Below are 14,495 nucleotides of genomic sequence, written 5' to 3'. Positions count from 1 at the left end.
GATGAAGTCGGCGACGAAGCGGTCGGAAGGATGCTCGTAGATCGCGTGCGGCGTGTCGCATTGCAGCAGCCTGCCATCCTTCAGCACCGCCATGCGGTCGGCCATGACCAGCGATTCCTCCTGGTCGTGGGTGACGATGACAAAGGTGATGCCAACCTCGTGCTGCAGGCGCTTCAATTCGAGCTGCATGGCGCCGCGCAGTTTCTTGTCGAGCGCGCCGAGCGGCTCGTCGAGCAACAGCAGGCGCGGCCGCTTGACCAGAGCGCGGGCGAGCGCGACGCGCTGCTTCTGGCCGCCAGACAATTGCTCCGGCTTGCGGTCGGCGAAAGGCACGAGCTCGGTCGTCGCCAGGATGGCGTCGACGCGGCTGCGGATCTCGGCCGCCGGCAGGCGCTCCATTTCGAGGCCGTAGGAGACGTTGGCCCTGACGCTCATGTGCGGAAACAGCGCATAGGACTGGAACATCAGGTTGACCGGCCGCTTGTTGGGCGGCGTGCGGGCGATGTCGCGGCCGTCGAGCAGGATCTGGCCGTCGCTCGGCGTCTCGAAGCCGGCCAGCATGCGCAGCAGCGTGGTCTTGCCGCAGCCGGAGGGACCGAGCAGGGCGAAGAACTCATTCTCGCGGATGTCGAGCGAAATGCCGTCGACGGCCCTCACGCGGCCGAAATTCTTCGACACGCGATCGATCCGGAGCAGCGTGCGCGGTTCGCTCATTGGCCGATGACCCCACGATTGAGCCGCTGCGAAAGGGTGAGCGCGGTGATCGAGACCGCCATGACGATGGTCGCCAGGGCGTTGATCTCCGGCGTGATGCCGAAGCGGATCATCGAATAGATCTGCATTGGCAGCGTGGTCGAGGCGCGCCCGGCCCCGGCGGTGAAGAAGGCGATGATGAACTCGTCGACCGAGAGCGTGAAGGCGAGCAGCGCGCCGGCGACCACCGCCGGCAGGATCACCGGCAGCGTCACCCGCCGGAAGGTGGTGAGCGCGGAGGCTCCGAGATCGGCGGAGGCCTCGACGATCGACCAGTCGAAGCTCTTCAGCCGCGCGCGTACCACCGAGCAGACGAAGGCGAGGTTGAAGACGACATGGGCGAGAATGATGGTGTGCAGGCCCATGGTGACATCAAGCATGGAGAAGAACGACAGCAGCGCGATGGCGAGCACGATGTCGGGGATGATCATCGGCGCGAAGATCAGTGCCTCGAGACCCTTGCCGTACTGCCGGCGCATCTCGATGCCGATCGCCAGCAGCGTGCCGAGCAGCGTGGCGATGGCGGTCGAAACCAGCGCCACGATCAGGGTGTTCAGCGCTGCCTGCAGGATCGCCGTATTGCCGGCGAGCGAGGCGTACCATTTCAGCGAAAACCCGGACCATGCCGTCGGCAGTCCGCCCGCATTGAAGGAGAGCGCCACCAGGACGGCGATCGGGATGTAGAGGAAGGCGAAGACGAGGACGAGGATCGTCCGCAGGCCGAGAAGGCGGGCAGGCGATGACGTCATGGCTGCCCTCCGACGGTCAGGAGGCGAGTGGCCGGACAGCCTCCTTCCCCCCGTTTACGAGGAGAAGATGCCGGCAGGCCGATGAGGGGCAGCGCTGAGCGTCGCAAAGGCTGGCGCCGCCCCTCATCCGCCCCTTCGGGGCACCTTCTCCCCGTGAACGGGGAGACAGAAGCAAGGCAGCGCTCAGCCATCGGCGCCTCCCTCGGCTTCCCTGGTTCGGCCGGCGGCGCGGTCGGCAAGCAAAGCCTGCGCCATCAGCACCGCGAGCATGATGGCGATCAGCGCCATTGCGAGAGCGGCGCCGAACGGCCAGTCATTTGCGGTCAGGAACTGGTCGTAGACCAGGTTGCCGATCATCTGGAAGCGGCCGCCGCCGAGCAGAGCGGGGGTGACGAAATTGCCGATCGACAGCACGAAGACGAAGACCGCGCCGGCGGCGATGCCCGGCACCGTCAGGGGCAGGATGACGCGGCGAAAGGTGGTCAGCGCCGAAGCGCCGAGGTCGCGCGAGGCCTCCGCCAGCTCCGGGTTGAGGCGCGACAGCGGCGCGTAGCAGGCGAGGATGACGAAGGGCAGGTAGTTGTAGACCAGGCCGGCGATGACGGCGCCCTCGGTGTAGAGCATCGACGGCGGCTCGCCGGTGTAGCCGATCCAGCGCAGCAACTGGGTGACGAGGCCTTCGCGGTTGAGCAGCACGATCCAGGCATAGGTGCGGATCAGATAGTTCGACCAGAACGGCAGCACGGCGAAGAACAGGAAGACCGGCTGCAGCCGGCGGGGCGCTGCTGATATCGCATAGGCAGCGGCGTAGCCGATGATGACCGCGATCAGCGTTGCGGTGCCGGCGATGCGCGCCGAATTGAGGAAGATGCCGGCATAGAGCGGGTCGAGGACCTGGCTGAAATTCTCCAGCGTGAAAGTGTATTCGATGCCGCCATAGATGCCGCGCCGGAAGAAGGCGAGCGCCAGCACCAGCGCGCATGGCACCACCATGAGCGCGGTCAGCCAGGCCAAAGCCGGCGCCATCAGCAGGTTGGAGCGAAGTCTGGTCTGGGACAATTTTCGATACCGCTCAGCGGCCGACGGCGACAGCCCGCCATCGGCCATTGTCTCTGGGCTGCAAGCGCCTACTGCGCGGCCTTGATCTCGCTGACGATCTTGGAATAGTCGCGCTGGGCGTCACCGACGTCGCGCAACTGCTCGAACTTGACGAGGTCGGCCACCGGCATCGCCATGTTGGGGAATTTGGCCAGGAAGTCGGCCGGCAGGCTCTCCATCGCCGGCTTGTTCGGCACCTTGTAGTCGATGTTCTGGGCCGCCCATGCGTGGTTCTTGGCGTCGAGCATGAAGTTGATGAACTTGAAGGCGGCGTCCTTGTGCTCGGAAGCCTTCATCACCACCATCGTGTCGACCCAGAGGTCCGAGCCTTCCTTCGGGATGACGTATTTGATCTCGGGTTTCTCGGCGATGCCGTAGTTGCACCAGCCGTCCCAGGCCTGCACCAGCAGCGCCTCGCCGGACACCAGCTTCGAATAGAAGGTGGTGTCGTCATAGGCGAGCAGGGTCTTCTTGGCCGAGATCAGCAGGTCCTTGACCTCGGCCATCTTGGCCGGATCGGTCTCGTTGACGGAGAAACCCTTGTCGAGCTGGCCGGCGGCGAGCAGCCAGCGGTCGGTCGCCAGCATGGTGGTCTTGCCCTTGAGGTCGTCGGAAGGCGCCAGCAGGTCGCTCCAGCTGGTCGGCGCGGCCTTGACCAGGTCCGAACGATAGCAGAGGCCGGTCGTGCCCCAGGTGTAGGGCACCGAGAAGGCGTTGCCGACATCGTGCGGCAGCTTGGTCGCTTCTGGATAGAGATTGGCGAGGTTGGGGACCTGGGCATGGTCGATCGGCTCGGTCAGGCCGAGCTTGTTCAGCACCTCGGCGAAGGGCGAGGAGACGAAGACCACGTCATAGCCCTTGCCGCCGGAGGCAACGAGCTTGCCCATGATCTCCTCATTGGTGGCGTGGACCACGACCTCGCCGGCAACACCGGTCGCGCTCTTGAAGGCGGCCATGGCGTCGGGCGCCATGTAGCCGTCCCAGTTGGAGATGACGAGGTCGGCGGCGGCCGCCGGCGCCGAAAGCGCCAGAGCGAAGCCGAGCGCGATTGAAGACGTTCTGAACGAACGATGCCGCAGGGCGGTGGTCATGACAGTCTCCCATTCCGGTTGGTCAAATTCGTTGGCGGACCGGCATTCGCGGTTCCCGCCGCGGCTCGATCCTGTTCCCCGGTCTTTTGTTGCCGATTGCAGTGACAGTACTATTGCAGAAAAAAGTACGTCAATCCATAATTTGGCAGGCGGCTCCGGAATCTGGCCGATTGCCTCGGCGGGGACGATCGGCCAAACCGGGGTCGCACCGATCCACGAGAACAAGTCATGCAAGCGGCAGCCAGGCGACCTCGCACCAACCATCTCGATCTCGCGCAGCGCATCCTGGACGTTGCCAGGCAGCGCGGCTTCGCGCCCGGCGCCCACCTTCCCGAGCAACAGATCGCCTCGCTCTGCAGCGTTTCGCGGACTCCGGTGCGGGCGGCGCTGCGCCTGCTCACCGAACAGGGCGTGGTGCGCTGGGAAGCAGCCACAGGCTACCGCCTCGCCATCGACCTCGCGGCGCAAAGGGCTGTCGCCACCGAATTGCCGAATGCGGAGGAAGACGAACTGGCCGAGGCGATCCTGCGCGACCGCTCGGCGCGGCGGCTGGACCAGACGGTAACCGTCAGCGGGCTGATGCGGCGCTACGATGCGGAACGCAAGACGGTACTAAAAGCGCTTCAGAGACTGACTGAAGAGAATCTCGTCGACCGCGCGCCGGGCCAGTCCTGGCTGTTTCGCCGGGCGCCCGACGATCCCGAGGCGCAGGGCGAGAGCTACGACTTCCGGCTGCTGCTGGAACCCGCCGCCATATTGACGCCGGGCTTCAGCCTCGACGGCGCGCGGGCGGCGGCGCTTCGGCAGGGCATGGAGGCGCTGATGGCGCAGCCCGATGCGGCCTTCGACACCAGGGAATTCCAACGGCTGGACATCGAGTTCCACGGCATGATCGCCGACGGCTCGGCCAACCGGTTCATCACCGACGCGCTGTCCGATCATCTCCGGTTACGCCGGCTGCCCGGCATCTATGCGGGCGTCAACGTGTTCCGGCTCAAGCAGTCGCTGCGCGAGCACCTCACCATACTCGACCATCTGGAAAGCTGGCAGTATGAGGTTGCGGCCGATCTGTTGCGTGTGCATCTCAGGCTGTCGCGCAGCCAGCGGCCACGGGCGGCGAGCCGCGGCGCGCCGGCGCTGTTCGGCATGATCAGCCGGCCGGATTGACCGAGGACCATCGTGACGCGCAAAGCCAGCCCGACCATAGCGCTGTTTCCCGAAGCGAGCTTCGGCGCGGCGCTCAATTGCGTCGGCATCGCGCAGGCCTTGCGAGCCAGGGGCGCCCGGCCGGTCTTCATCTGCCATGCCGGCTTCTCCGGCGTCTTTGCCGATTACGGCTTTCAGGAATACCAGCTGCCGACCAACGACCCGCTGAGCGACAGCGAGCGGCAGAGCTACTGGCAGGCTTTCGTGCGCCGACACCTGCCGCATTTCCGGCTGAGCCCGGTCGACCAGCTCGAAACCTATGTCGCGCCGACATGGCAGGCGATCGTCGACACGGCGGCCCAGGCCGAGGCGCCGCTCAGGCAATTGCTGGCGCGGCTGAAGCCCGACGCCGTCGTGCTCGACAATGTCATCATGTTTCCGGCGATCGCCGGCGCAAGCTGCCCGTGGGTGCGCGTCGTCTCCTGCGCCGAGACGGAATTGCCCGACGCCGAGGTGCCGCCCTATCTTTCCGGCCTTGCGGCCGACGACCCCGGGCGCGCCGCCTTCGAGGCGCGCTATCTCGCGGCGGTCGCCCCGGCGCATGAACGGTTCAACCGGCTGCGCGCCGATTCAGGCCTCGCGCCGCTGCCGAGGGGCCTGTTCCTGGAGGCATCGCCCGATCTCAACCTGCTGCTGACGCCGGCCATCGTGCGCCGCGAACGCGCCGAGCCGCTCGACCCCGCGCGCTTCACCTATCTCGAGGGCTGCGTCCGCTCCGAGGGGCCGTTCGAGGTGCCGGTCTTTCCGCGCAACGGCGGGCCGCTGGTCTATCTCAGCTTCGGCAGCCTGGGCGCCATGGATGTCGGGCTGATCCAGCGCATGCTTGCCGTCTTCGACCGGCTGCCGGCACGCTTCATCGTCAATGTCGGCGGCCTGCGCGATGCCTATCGCGCGGTGCCCGACAATGTCTATCTCGGCGCCTGGTTCCCACAGCCCTCGGTGGTGGCGAAATCGGACCTCTTCATCCATCACGGCGGCAACAATAGTTTCTGCGAGGCGCTTCGCTTCGGCGTGCCGTCGCTGATCATGCCCTATTGCTGGGACGGACACGACAATGCGCGGCGCGCCGAGGAGACCGGCGTCGGCAACCATATCGGCCGCGATGGCTGGACCGAAGGAGTACTGGAGCGAGCGATCCTCGGCCTGCTGGCCGACGATGCGATGCGCGCCCGCCTGAAGGACAATGCAGCGCAGATGGCGCTGAAGCCCGGAACGGATGTGGCCGCCGAAGCGATCCTCTCTTTGATACGGACATGACCAAATGCCTGAAAACCACCTGACGACCCTGCCGCCGACGAGCGGCGCCAACGATCCGAAAAGCTGGCTGGCCGCGCACGCGATCAGCGAAGTCGAATGCCTGGTGCCCGACATGAACGGCGTGCTGCGCGGCAAGGCGCTGCCGGCGGCGAAATTCCTGAAGGCGCTGGAAGACCGCGCGCTCTATCTGCCGAGCAGCGCCTTCCTGGTCAGCATTGACGGCCGCTATTCCGGCTCGATCGACGAAGGCTTCGCCTATTCGGACCCGGACATGCGCATGGTGCCGGATGTCTCGACACTTTGCCTGGCGCCCGGCGGCGGGCCTGGCAAGGCCTATGTCTTTGCCGATGCCTTCCACATGGACGACCGCCCGTGGATGGCCTCGCCGCGTCACGTCCTGCGGGCGGTGCTCGATCTCTATCGCCAGCGCGGCTGGCGGGCGGTGGTGGCGCCGGAGCTCGAATTCTATCTCACCGCGCCAAATCCCGATCCGGACCAGCCGCTGACCGCCCCGGCCGGGCGCAACGGCCGCGCCGAAAGCGTGCAGCATCCCTACGACATGGCGGCGCTGGAGGAGTTCGAGCCGGTGATCCAGCGCATCTACGCGCATGCGGCGGCCGCGGAGCTGCCGCTCGATACGCTGATCCATGAGTCGGGCACGGCGCAACTGGAAATCAACTTCCTGCATGGCGATGCGCTGGCGCTGGCCGACAAGGTGCTGTTGTTCAAGCGCCTGACCAGGCAGGCGGCTCAGGCGAGCGGCATGCACGCCACCTTCATGGCCAAGCCGATCGCGGCGCAGGCCGGCTCCTCGATGCATCTGCACATGTCCATTGTCGACGAGGCTGGCAACACGCTGTTTGCCGGCGGCGACGATGCCGACACCGCGATGTTCGGCCACTTCATCGGCGGCTTGCAGAGATATGTTCCGGAAATCATGCCGCTGTTTGCGCCGAACGTGAATTCGTACCGGCGCATTCGTCCGAACCACAGCGCGCCGGCCAATATCGAATGGTCGCACGACAACCGCTCCTGCGGCCTGCGCGTGCCGGCGGGCGGCCGCGCCGCGCGGCGGGTGGAGAACCGGCTGCCGGGGGCCGATGCCAATCCCTATCTGGCGATCGCCGGCTCGCTGCTCGCGGGCTATCTCGGCGTGGAGGAGAAGATCGCGCGCTCGGCGGAAGCGTCGGGCAATGCCTACAAGATCAAGAGCACGCTGCCGAAGACCATGGAGGAGGCGCTCGACCGTTTCACCGCCTGCGCGCCGGTGCGGGCGCTGCTCGGCGAGGATTTCTTCCAGACCTATCTGCGCGTCAAGAGCGTCGAGCTCGACCTGTTCCAGAGCGTGGTGACGTCCTGGGAACGCGACCACCTTTTGCTCAAGGTGTGACCATGGTTTCCAGTTCGACGGGTTTCAATTCCGGTCTCGATATCGGCAAATCCTACTATGTCGCCACCGCCAATCCAGCGCCGGATCATCCGGCGCTCATCGGCGATATCGAGGCCGACCTTGTGGTGGTCGGCGGCGGCTGCACCGGGCTGTCGGCGGCGCTCCACGCCGCGCAGCGCGGGCTGAAGGTGGTGCTGCTCGAAGGCGGCAAGATCGGCTGGGGCGCATCGGGCCGCAATGGCGGCCAGATGATCCCCGGCCTGCGCAAGGGCGCCAAGGGCCTGGTCAAGGCCTTCGGACCGGAACGGGCGAAGGCGCTGTTCGACCTCGCCTTCGAGGCGCGCGGGCTGGTGCTCGACATCATCGAGCGGCACGCCATCGACTGCGACCTCAGGCTCAGCGGCCATCTGGTCGGCGCGGTGAACAGTTCCGACCTCAAGGACCTGGAAGATGAGGCCGAGTGCCTGGCCCGCGTGATGAATTTCCGCGACGTCGAGATCCTGTCGGCGGCGGAAGCGCGCGGCAAAGTCGACACGCCCTATCACGGCGCCATGTACGAGCCGCTCGGCGGCCATATGCATCCGCTGAACTACACGCTTGGGCTTGCGCGCGCGGCCGTCGCGGCCGGTGTCACCATCCACGAGAATTCGGTCGCCGCGCGGCTGGAGCGGGAGCCTTCGATCAGGGTCTCGACGGCGACAGGATCGGTGCGGGCGAAGCATGTCGTACTGGCGGGCGACGCGCTGCTGCAAGGACTGGAGCCGCGCGTCAACAGCCGCATCATGCCGGTCGGCAACTACATCGTCGCCACCGAGCCGCTGGAGGGCAAGCGCAATGTGATCCCGGCCAACGTCGCGGTGTCCGACACGCGCTTCGTGGTCAACTACTACCGGATGTCGGCGGATGGGCGGCTGCTGTTCGGCGGCGGCGAGCGCTACACGCCGTCGCCGCCGGCCGACATTGCCGGCTTCGTGCGGCCGCATATGGAACAGACCTTCCCGCAACTGAAGGGCTGCCGCATCGACCATGCCTGGGGCGGGCTGGTGTCCGTGACGACGTCGCGCCTGCCGCATGTCGGGCACTATGGCGAGGTCTATTTCGCGCATGGCTATTCCGGCAAGGGCGTCATCCTGTCGACGCTGTCGGGCAAGCTGCTGGCCGAGGCGATCACGGGAGACGCCTCGCGGCTCGACCTGTTCTCGACGCTTAGCCCGCTGCCGTTCCCCGGCGGCACGGCGCTGCGCGGTCCGCTCTATGTGCTCGGCATGCTTTGGTATGCGATGCGCGACCGCATCAAGCACTGAGCGCGCGGGACGACGGCAAGCTGGCTAACCGGCATCCCTGTTGGTCAGCGCGATGTGGCAGCAGCCGGAGCCGTGGCCTGGCGTCCAAGTGACGTTGGCGAAGCGCACGCCGGTCGCCTCGAACAGGCCGCGGTCGAAGGCGCCGGCGATGCGGCAGAGCGTGGCGAGCTTCTCCTCGCCGACGCCGGCCTCGAACCAGGCGTCCTTCAGCGGACAGCGCTTCACCTTGAAGGCGATGTGGGTCGCGTTGCGCTCGACATCGGTCGGGTACATGCGGCCGCCATCCGGGCTGACGGCCAGAAACGCCTCGCCGATCGCCGGCGCATCGTTGGGGCCGAAATCGGCGAAAGCCGCGGCTGCGACTTCCTTGCCGCGCTGCTCGATGGTGCGGATCATGACAGCCTCGGCTCTCTCGGCGCCGAGTTCGGCCGTCAGTTCGTCGAGGAAGAGACGGTAGAGATCGGCCCGGTTGCGGAAAGCGGAATCGAGCTCGCGGGACAGTTTTTCGGCTCTGACGTCGGGGTCGGTCATGGTGCGGTGGTCCTGTTCAATCTCGGCGCCGCCGCCACCAGCGCCCTGCCGATCGCCGATTGCGGATTGCCGATGACGGCACGGGCATCGCCGCTTTCGGCGACCCGGCCGGCATCGAGGATGACGAGGCGGTGGGCGACGGCGCGGACGACGCCGAGATCGTGCGAAATGAAAAGGTAGGCGATCCGTTCCGTGGCCTGAAGGTCGAGCAACAAGTCCAGGATCCGGCCGCGCACCGATACGTCGAGCGCCGACACGGCCTCATCGAGCACGATCAGCGACGGTTTGGTGGCGATGGCGCGGGCAATGGCGACGCGCTGGCGCTGGCCGCCGGAGATCTCGTGGATGGCGCGCGGCGCGAGATCGGCGCCAAGGCCAACGCGCTCCAGCAGGGCGGCGATGCGGCGCGGGCGCTCTGTGCGCGAGGCAATGCCGTGAATGCGCAAGGGGTCGTCCAAGACACGCGCCACGGTGGCGCGCGGATTGAAGGCGGCGAGCGGATCCTGGAACACCATCTGCAGGCGCGCGCGCCTCGCACGCAGGGCAGATCCGCCCAGCGAGCGGAAGTCTGCGCCCTCGAACTGGATGGTGCCGGCGTCCGGCTCGGTCAGCCTGAGTACCAGCCGCGCGATGGTCGACTTGCCGCTGCCGGACGGGCCGGCAAGCGCCAGCGTCTCGCCGGGCTCGATCGCAAACGCAACGCCATCGACGGCGGCGACGGTTCCGCCGCCGCGACGATAGCGCTTGGTGAGACCGGAGACGGCGAGCAGGCTCATGCCGGCGCTCCGGCCTGCCGCAGCGGTCCGGCGTCGAGGCCGAGATGAGCGTCGAGCAGCGCGCGCGTGTAGGCGTGGCGCGGGGCGTTGACGATCTGCGCCGTCGTGCCGAGCTCGAGCAGTTCGCCATAGCGGAACACGGCGATGCGCTCGGCAAGCTCGGCGGCGAGCGCGATGTCATGACTGATGAACAGCAGCGTCATGCCGTCCTCGGCGACCAGCCGCCGGATGAGCGACACGATCTCGGCCTGCACGATGGTGTCGAGCGCGCTGGTCGCCTCGTCGGCGATTAGCAGTTTTGGTCCGGCAGCGATGGCGGCGGCGATGGCGACGCGCTGCTTCTGGCCACCCGAGAGTTGATGCGGATAGGCGCGCATGGAGGCGTCGGGATCGGGCAGACGGACGCGTTCGAGCAGGGTTTTGGCATGGGCGTAGGCTTGCGGCCAGGAGAGGCCGAGATGGGTCAGGGCGACTTCAGCGATCTGCTTGCCGACGGGCATGACCGGGTCGAGGCTGGAGGAGGGGTCCTGGAAGACGAAGCCGATGTCGCGGCCGAGGCGGGGTACTGCGCTGCCAAGATGAAGAGGTCGGCGCTCTACGGCGCCCCCCTCTGTCCTGCCGGACATCTCCCCCACAAGGGGGGAGATTGCCTTCTCATTACCGCTTTCGCCGATCATCGACGTTGAAAAAGAAGTGCCGGCGACGGAACTGCTGATCTCCCCCCTTGTGGGGGAGATGTCCGGCAGGACAGAGGGGGGCGCGAAGGAATGAGGCATTTGCAAATTCGGCATCGCCCATTCGATCGCACCTCCAATCCTGGCACCCCTCGCCAACAACCCCGCAATCGCCAGCGCCAGGGTGCTCTTGCCCGAGCCGCTCTCGCCGATGATCGCCAGGCGCTCACCGGCCTCGATCTCAAGGCTCACGCCCCTCAGCGCCGGCACCTCGCGGCCATCGCCGCGATAGCTCACCGTCAAATCGCGGATCGAAAGCAGCGCCGTCACGACAGGCTTCTCCGCACCGCCGTCGTCTCGACGACGCCTTCGCCGGCGAGGTAGACGCCGAGCACGGTCAGCACCAGGGCGATGCCGGGAATGATCGACAGGAAGGGCGCGGTGCGCAAGACGGCGCGGCCTTCGGCGATCATGGCGCCCCAGGTGACGCGGTTGGGGTCGCCCAGGCCGAGAAAGGACAGGGCGGCTTCCGTCAGGATCGCCGCCGCGACGATCACCGAGGACAGCGCCAGCACCGGCGGCAGCGCGTTGGGCAGCACTTCGCGAAAGGCGATCTCGAGCGGATGCATGCCGATGACGCGGGCGCCGGCGACATAGTCGCGCTCGCGGATCGACAGCACCTCGGCGCGTGCGACGCGCGCCGGTCCGGTCCAGGCACCGAGCGCGATGGCGGCAACGACCACGCCAAGCGAAGGGCCGACGATGCTGACGAAGGCCAGCGCCAGCAGGAAGCCGGGCACGGTCTGGAAGGCATCGGTGATGCGCATCAGCACCTCGTCGATCAGGCCGCCGGCAAAACCGGCCAGCGTGCCGACCACCGCGCCGATCAGGAGCGCTGCGCCCGCCGCCGACAGCCCGACGGCCAGCGAGGTGCGGGCACCGTGGAACAGTTCGGCCAGCACGTCGCGGCCGAGCCGGTCGGTACCGAGCGGCAGCGACCAGTCTTGGAATGGCGGCAGCAATGCCGGGCCTGCGATGGCCTGCGGGTCGCCGGGAAAGAGCAGCGGCGCGGTAAGCGCCATGGCGAATAGCAAGGCGAGGATCGCAGTTCCGGCGATCGCTTCCGGGCTGCGAAGGAAACGATGCAGCCGGCTCATGCGCCGGCCTCACTGGCGCCGACGCGCGGATCGAGCAGGGCGTAGGCAAGGTCGACCAGGAGGTTGATCACGATGACGAGCACGGCGCTGGTGAGAATGATGCCGAGCAGCAGCGGCGTGTCGCGTCCGGCGACGGCTTCCTGCGCCAAACGGCCGAGGCCGGGTACGGCAAAGACGCTTTCTATGACGACGCTGCCGCCCAGCGTCTGCGCCGACTGCAGGCCGAGCATGGTGATGGGCGGCAGCAACGCGTTGCGGGCGACATGGGCAAGCACGATGCGTCGGCGCGACAGCCCCCTGGCGCGGGCGGCGAGGACAAAGTCCTGCCGCCAGGCCTCGGCCATGCCGGCACGCATCATGCGCAGGTAAAGCGCGAGGTAGATGAAGCCGAGCGCCGAAACCGGCAGCACGAGATGGGTGGCGATGTCGGCGGCCCGCGAAAGGCCGGTCTTGGCGGAGGCGATGGTCTCGATGCCGCCGATCGGCAGCCAGCGCAGGTCGACGGCGAAGACGACGATCAGCACCAGGCCGAGCCAGAAGCCAGGCACGGCATAGAGTGCCAGCGAGCCGATCGACAGGAAGCGGTCGCGAAAGCTTCCGGGCTTTGCACCGGCATAGATGCCGAGCGCCGAGCCGAGGCCGAAGGAGAGCGCGGTGGCGCTGCCCATCAGGATCAGCGTGGTGGGCAGGCGTTCGAGGATGACGTCGCGGATAGGTCGCGAGAAGGTGACGGACTGGCCGAGATCGAGATGGCAGAGCGCCCAAAGATAGTTGGCGAGCCGCGTCAGTTCCGACTGGTCGAGGCCCCAGCGGTGGCGCAGCACCTCGATCAGGCCGGCGTCGCCGCCGGTCGAGACGATGTAGGCGTCGACCGCGTCGCCAGGGGCAGCTTCGAGCAGGAGGAATGTGCCGATGATGACGATCGAAAGCACAAAGACGCTGCCGACGAGACGGCGGCGGATGAGGGCGAGGGCGCGGGTCATGGCGAAGCCGCTCCAAGGCCAAGCCATGAACGCCGAGTTCTACGGCGCCCCCCTCTGTCCTGCCGGACATCTCCCCCACTTGGGGGGAGATCAGCTGGCACCGCGGCTTTCGCCAACCTGCAACGCTGCAGGAAAGTGCGAGGCGCCAAAGCCGCCAATCTCCCCCCTTGTGGGGGAGATGTCCGGCAGGACAGAGGGGGGCGCGAAGGAGCTCTCATTCTCGAAGCTGAGCACCCGAGCTGTCGATGCGCAAGTATGGGATCAGCCCGCCAAATAGGTGTCCGCCCAGTTCGATACCGCCCAGCGCGGGTTGTTGGCGATGTTGCCGACCGTATCGCGCGCGACGCTGATGAAGCTCCATTCGGCGACGTTGATCAGCGGCAGGTCGGCGGCGACCTTTTTCTGAAATTCCTTGTAGAGCTCGGTGCGGGCGGTGGTGTCGAGCGTCTCCGATGCCTTGGCGATGAGCGCGTCGAGCTCCGCGTTCTTGTAGCCGCCCTGGTTGGAGAAGGGCACGCCGTCCGGGATGCCGCTCTGCACCAGGATGGTGGTCGAGATCGCCGGGTCGCCGCGGAACACCGGCGGGCCGACGGCGAGGTCGAAGGCATGGTCTGTGTAGACGGCCTTGATATGCGCGGGAGAGTCGTTGTTGACCAGTTCGGCGTCGATGCCGACGGCGGCGAGCGCCTGGCGCAAATAGTCGCCGAACTGCTTGGTCTCGTTGAAATAGGGCGCCGGCAGGAGCTTCAGCGAGAAGCGATTGCCGTCGGGGCCTTTCTTGTAGCCGGCCTCATCGAGAAGAGCATTGGCCTTGGCGACATCGAAGGCATAGGTCGGCACGTCGGCGGTGTAGAACTGCGGGTCGTTCTTCGGCACCGGGCCGGTCGCGGTGGCGGCATAGCCGAGGAAGATCGTCTTGACGACGAAGTCCTTGTCGATGGCATGGGCGATCGCCTGGCGCACCTTGAGGTCGGCGAGTTCCTTGCGCCGATGATTGATCTCGACCACGAGCTGGTAGGTCAGCCCCTCATAGCCCTTGGTGATCACCTTCAGGCCCGGCACCTTGGAGATGCGGTCGAGATCGGCGAGCGGCACGGCGGAGAAAGCGGCAAGCTGGATCTCTTCCGCCTCGAGCGCCGCGGCCGCCGAGGTGCGATCGGGGAGCACCTGGTAGACGATCTCGTCGAGATAGGGCTCGTCCTTGCCCCAGTAGTCGGCGTTCTTCGCCAGCCGGTAGTACTGGCCGGCCTTGTATTCGGCGAATCTGTACGGGCCGGTGCCGACGGGCGCGTTGTTGGCCGGGTTCTCCTCGATCTTGCCGTTCTCATAGACATGCTTCGGCACGACGCTCGACAGCGCCGGCAGCGCATTGCGGATCAGCTGGAACGGCGTCGGTTTGGCGAATTTGAACACGGCGGTCAGCTCGTTCGGCGTGTCGACCGCGCTGAGATCCTTGAACACGGTGCGGCCGAGATTCTGCAGCGGCTTCCACAGCTGCAGCGCCGAGAAGGCGACGTCGGCGGAGG

At 66.9% G+C, this 14,495-nt stretch carries 14 protein-coding genes; 4 read left to right on the top strand and 10 right to left on the bottom strand.

All coding sequences use genetic code 11. From position 1 onward, the window contains the following. The 4 genes from EN780_RS13290 to EN780_RS13270 form a co-directional block, all read right to left on the bottom strand. A partial coding sequence (locus EN780_RS13290; RefSeq protein WP_128274202.1) for an ATP-binding cassette domain-containing protein occupies positions 1 to 714 on the bottom strand: 714 nt, incomplete at its 3' end. Beyond that, positions 711 to 1,502, bottom strand: a complete 792-nt coding sequence (locus EN780_RS13285; protein WP_127394250.1) for an ABC transporter permease — start codon at positions 1,500 to 1,502, stop codon at positions 711 to 713. The genes EN780_RS13285 and EN780_RS13290, both read right to left, overlap by 4 nt. Positions 1,503 to 1,685: 183 nt before the next feature. Next, positions 1,686 to 2,528, bottom strand: a complete 843-nt coding sequence (locus EN780_RS13275) for an ABC transporter permease (protein WP_127312151.1) — start codon at positions 2,526 to 2,528, stop codon at positions 1,686 to 1,688. Between the two features lie 101 nt (positions 2,529 to 2,629). Further along, positions 2,630 to 3,691, bottom strand: a complete 1,062-nt coding sequence (locus tag EN780_RS13270; RefSeq protein ID WP_127285925.1) for a spermidine/putrescine ABC transporter substrate-binding protein — start codon at positions 3,689 to 3,691, stop codon at positions 2,630 to 2,632. Positions 3,692 to 3,919: 228 nt separating this feature from the next. Between EN780_RS13270 and EN780_RS13265 the strand changes: the two genes are divergently transcribed. Genes EN780_RS13265 through EN780_RS13250 form a run of 4 tightly spaced genes read left to right on the top strand, consistent with a single transcriptional unit; the run spans position 3,920 to position 8,848 of the window. After that, on the top strand, positions 3,920 to 4,858 hold the full coding sequence (locus EN780_RS13265; protein ID WP_127285924.1) for a GntR family transcriptional regulator: 939 nt from the start codon (positions 3,920 to 3,922) through the stop codon (positions 4,856 to 4,858). A 12-nt stretch (positions 4,859 to 4,870) separates the two neighbouring features. Next, positions 4,871 to 6,154: a glycosyltransferase gene (locus tag EN780_RS13260; RefSeq protein ID WP_128274198.1), complete on the top strand. Its 1,284-nt coding sequence runs from the start codon at positions 4,871 to 4,873 to the stop codon at positions 6,152 to 6,154. A 4-nt stretch (positions 6,155 to 6,158) separates the two neighbouring features. Further along, positions 6,159 to 7,544 (top strand): glutamine synthetase family protein, encoded by a 1,386-nt coding sequence (locus EN780_RS13255; protein ID WP_127311873.1) that lies wholly within the window; start codon positions 6,159 to 6,161, stop codon positions 7,542 to 7,544. Between the two features lie 2 nt (positions 7,545 to 7,546). After that, positions 7,547 to 8,848, top strand: coding sequence for an FAD-binding oxidoreductase (locus tag EN780_RS13250; RefSeq protein WP_128274196.1), 1,302 nt, complete (start codon positions 7,547 to 7,549; stop codon positions 8,846 to 8,848). Between the two features lie 24 nt (positions 8,849 to 8,872). Here the strand turns inward: EN780_RS13250 and EN780_RS13245 are convergent, their stop codons facing one another. The 6 genes from EN780_RS13245 to EN780_RS13215 all read right to left on the bottom strand — a co-directional run. Beyond that, a complete protein-coding gene (locus tag EN780_RS13245) occupies positions 8,873 to 9,379 on the bottom strand; it encodes an L-2-amino-thiazoline-4-carboxylic acid hydrolase (protein ID WP_128274194.1) in 507 nt (168 codons plus the stop codon). Then, entirely contained in the window at positions 9,376 to 10,155 is a 780-nt protein-coding gene (locus EN780_RS13240; RefSeq protein WP_127312005.1) for an ATP-binding cassette domain-containing protein, read from the bottom strand. The genes EN780_RS13245 and EN780_RS13240 overlap by 4 nt, the downstream gene beginning before the upstream one ends. After that, positions 10,152 to 11,159, bottom strand: coding sequence for an ABC transporter ATP-binding protein (locus EN780_RS13235; RefSeq protein WP_187331320.1), 1,008 nt, complete (start codon positions 11,157 to 11,159; stop codon positions 10,152 to 10,154). Before EN780_RS13235 ends, EN780_RS13240 begins: the two co-directional genes overlap by 4 nt. After that, complete coding sequence (locus tag EN780_RS13230) at positions 11,156 to 11,986, bottom strand: ABC transporter permease (protein ID WP_127312004.1); 831 nt, start codon at positions 11,984 to 11,986, stop codon at positions 11,156 to 11,158. The genes EN780_RS13235 and EN780_RS13230 overlap by 4 nt, the downstream gene beginning before the upstream one ends. After that, positions 11,983 to 12,969, bottom strand: a complete 987-nt coding sequence (locus EN780_RS13225; RefSeq protein ID WP_128274192.1) for an ABC transporter permease — start codon at positions 12,967 to 12,969, stop codon at positions 11,983 to 11,985. The genes EN780_RS13230 and EN780_RS13225 overlap by 4 nt, the downstream gene beginning before the upstream one ends. Before the next feature lie 261 nt (positions 12,970 to 13,230). Further along, the coding region (locus tag EN780_RS13215) for an ABC transporter substrate-binding protein (protein ID WP_133372613.1) at positions 13,231 to 14,495 on the bottom strand (1,265 nt) is incomplete at its 5' end.

Source organism: Mesorhizobium sp. M4B.F.Ca.ET.089.01.1.1 (assembly GCF_004022605.1).
GTDB classification, from domain to species: Bacteria; Pseudomonadota; Alphaproteobacteria; order Rhizobiales; family Rhizobiaceae; genus Mesorhizobium; species Mesorhizobium abyssinicae.
This window is presented reverse-complemented; position numbering and strand designations above follow the sequence as displayed.

Excerpts from the sequence above, each read along its gene's own strand:
- EN780_RS13265 (WP_127285924.1), top strand. The coding sequence starts at position 3,920 with ATGCAAGCGGCAGCCAGGCGACCTCGCACCAACCATCTCGATCTCGCG.
- EN780_RS13240 (WP_127312005.1), bottom strand. The coding sequence starts at position 10,155 with ATGAGCCTGCTCGCCGTCTCCGGTCTCACCAAGCGCTATCGTCGCGGC.
- EN780_RS13255 (WP_127311873.1), top strand. The coding sequence starts at position 6,159 with ATGCCTGAAAACCACCTGACGACCCTGCCGCCGACGAGCGGCGCCAAC.
- EN780_RS13245 (WP_128274194.1), bottom strand. The coding sequence starts at position 9,379 with ATGACCGACCCCGACGTCAGAGCCGAAAAACTGTCCCGCGAGCTCGAT.
- EN780_RS13270 (WP_127285925.1), bottom strand. The coding sequence starts at position 3,691 with ATGACCACCGCCCTGCGGCATCGTTCGTTCAGAACGTCTTCAATCGCG.
- EN780_RS13285 (WP_127394250.1), bottom strand. The coding sequence starts at position 1,502 with ATGACGTCATCGCCTGCCCGCCTTCTCGGCCTGCGGACGATCCTCGTC.
- EN780_RS13225 (WP_128274192.1), bottom strand. The coding sequence starts at position 12,969 with ATGACCCGCGCCCTCGCCCTCATCCGCCGCCGTCTCGTCGGCAGCGTC.
- EN780_RS13230 (WP_127312004.1), bottom strand. The coding sequence starts at position 11,986 with ATGAGCCGGCTGCATCGTTTCCTTCGCAGCCCGGAAGCGATCGCCGGA.
- EN780_RS13275 (WP_127312151.1), bottom strand. The coding sequence starts at position 2,528 with ATGGCGCCGGCTTTGGCCTGGCTGACCGCGCTCATGGTGGTGCCATGC.
- EN780_RS13250 (WP_128274196.1), top strand. The coding sequence starts at position 7,547 with ATGGTTTCCAGTTCGACGGGTTTCAATTCCGGTCTCGATATCGGCAAA.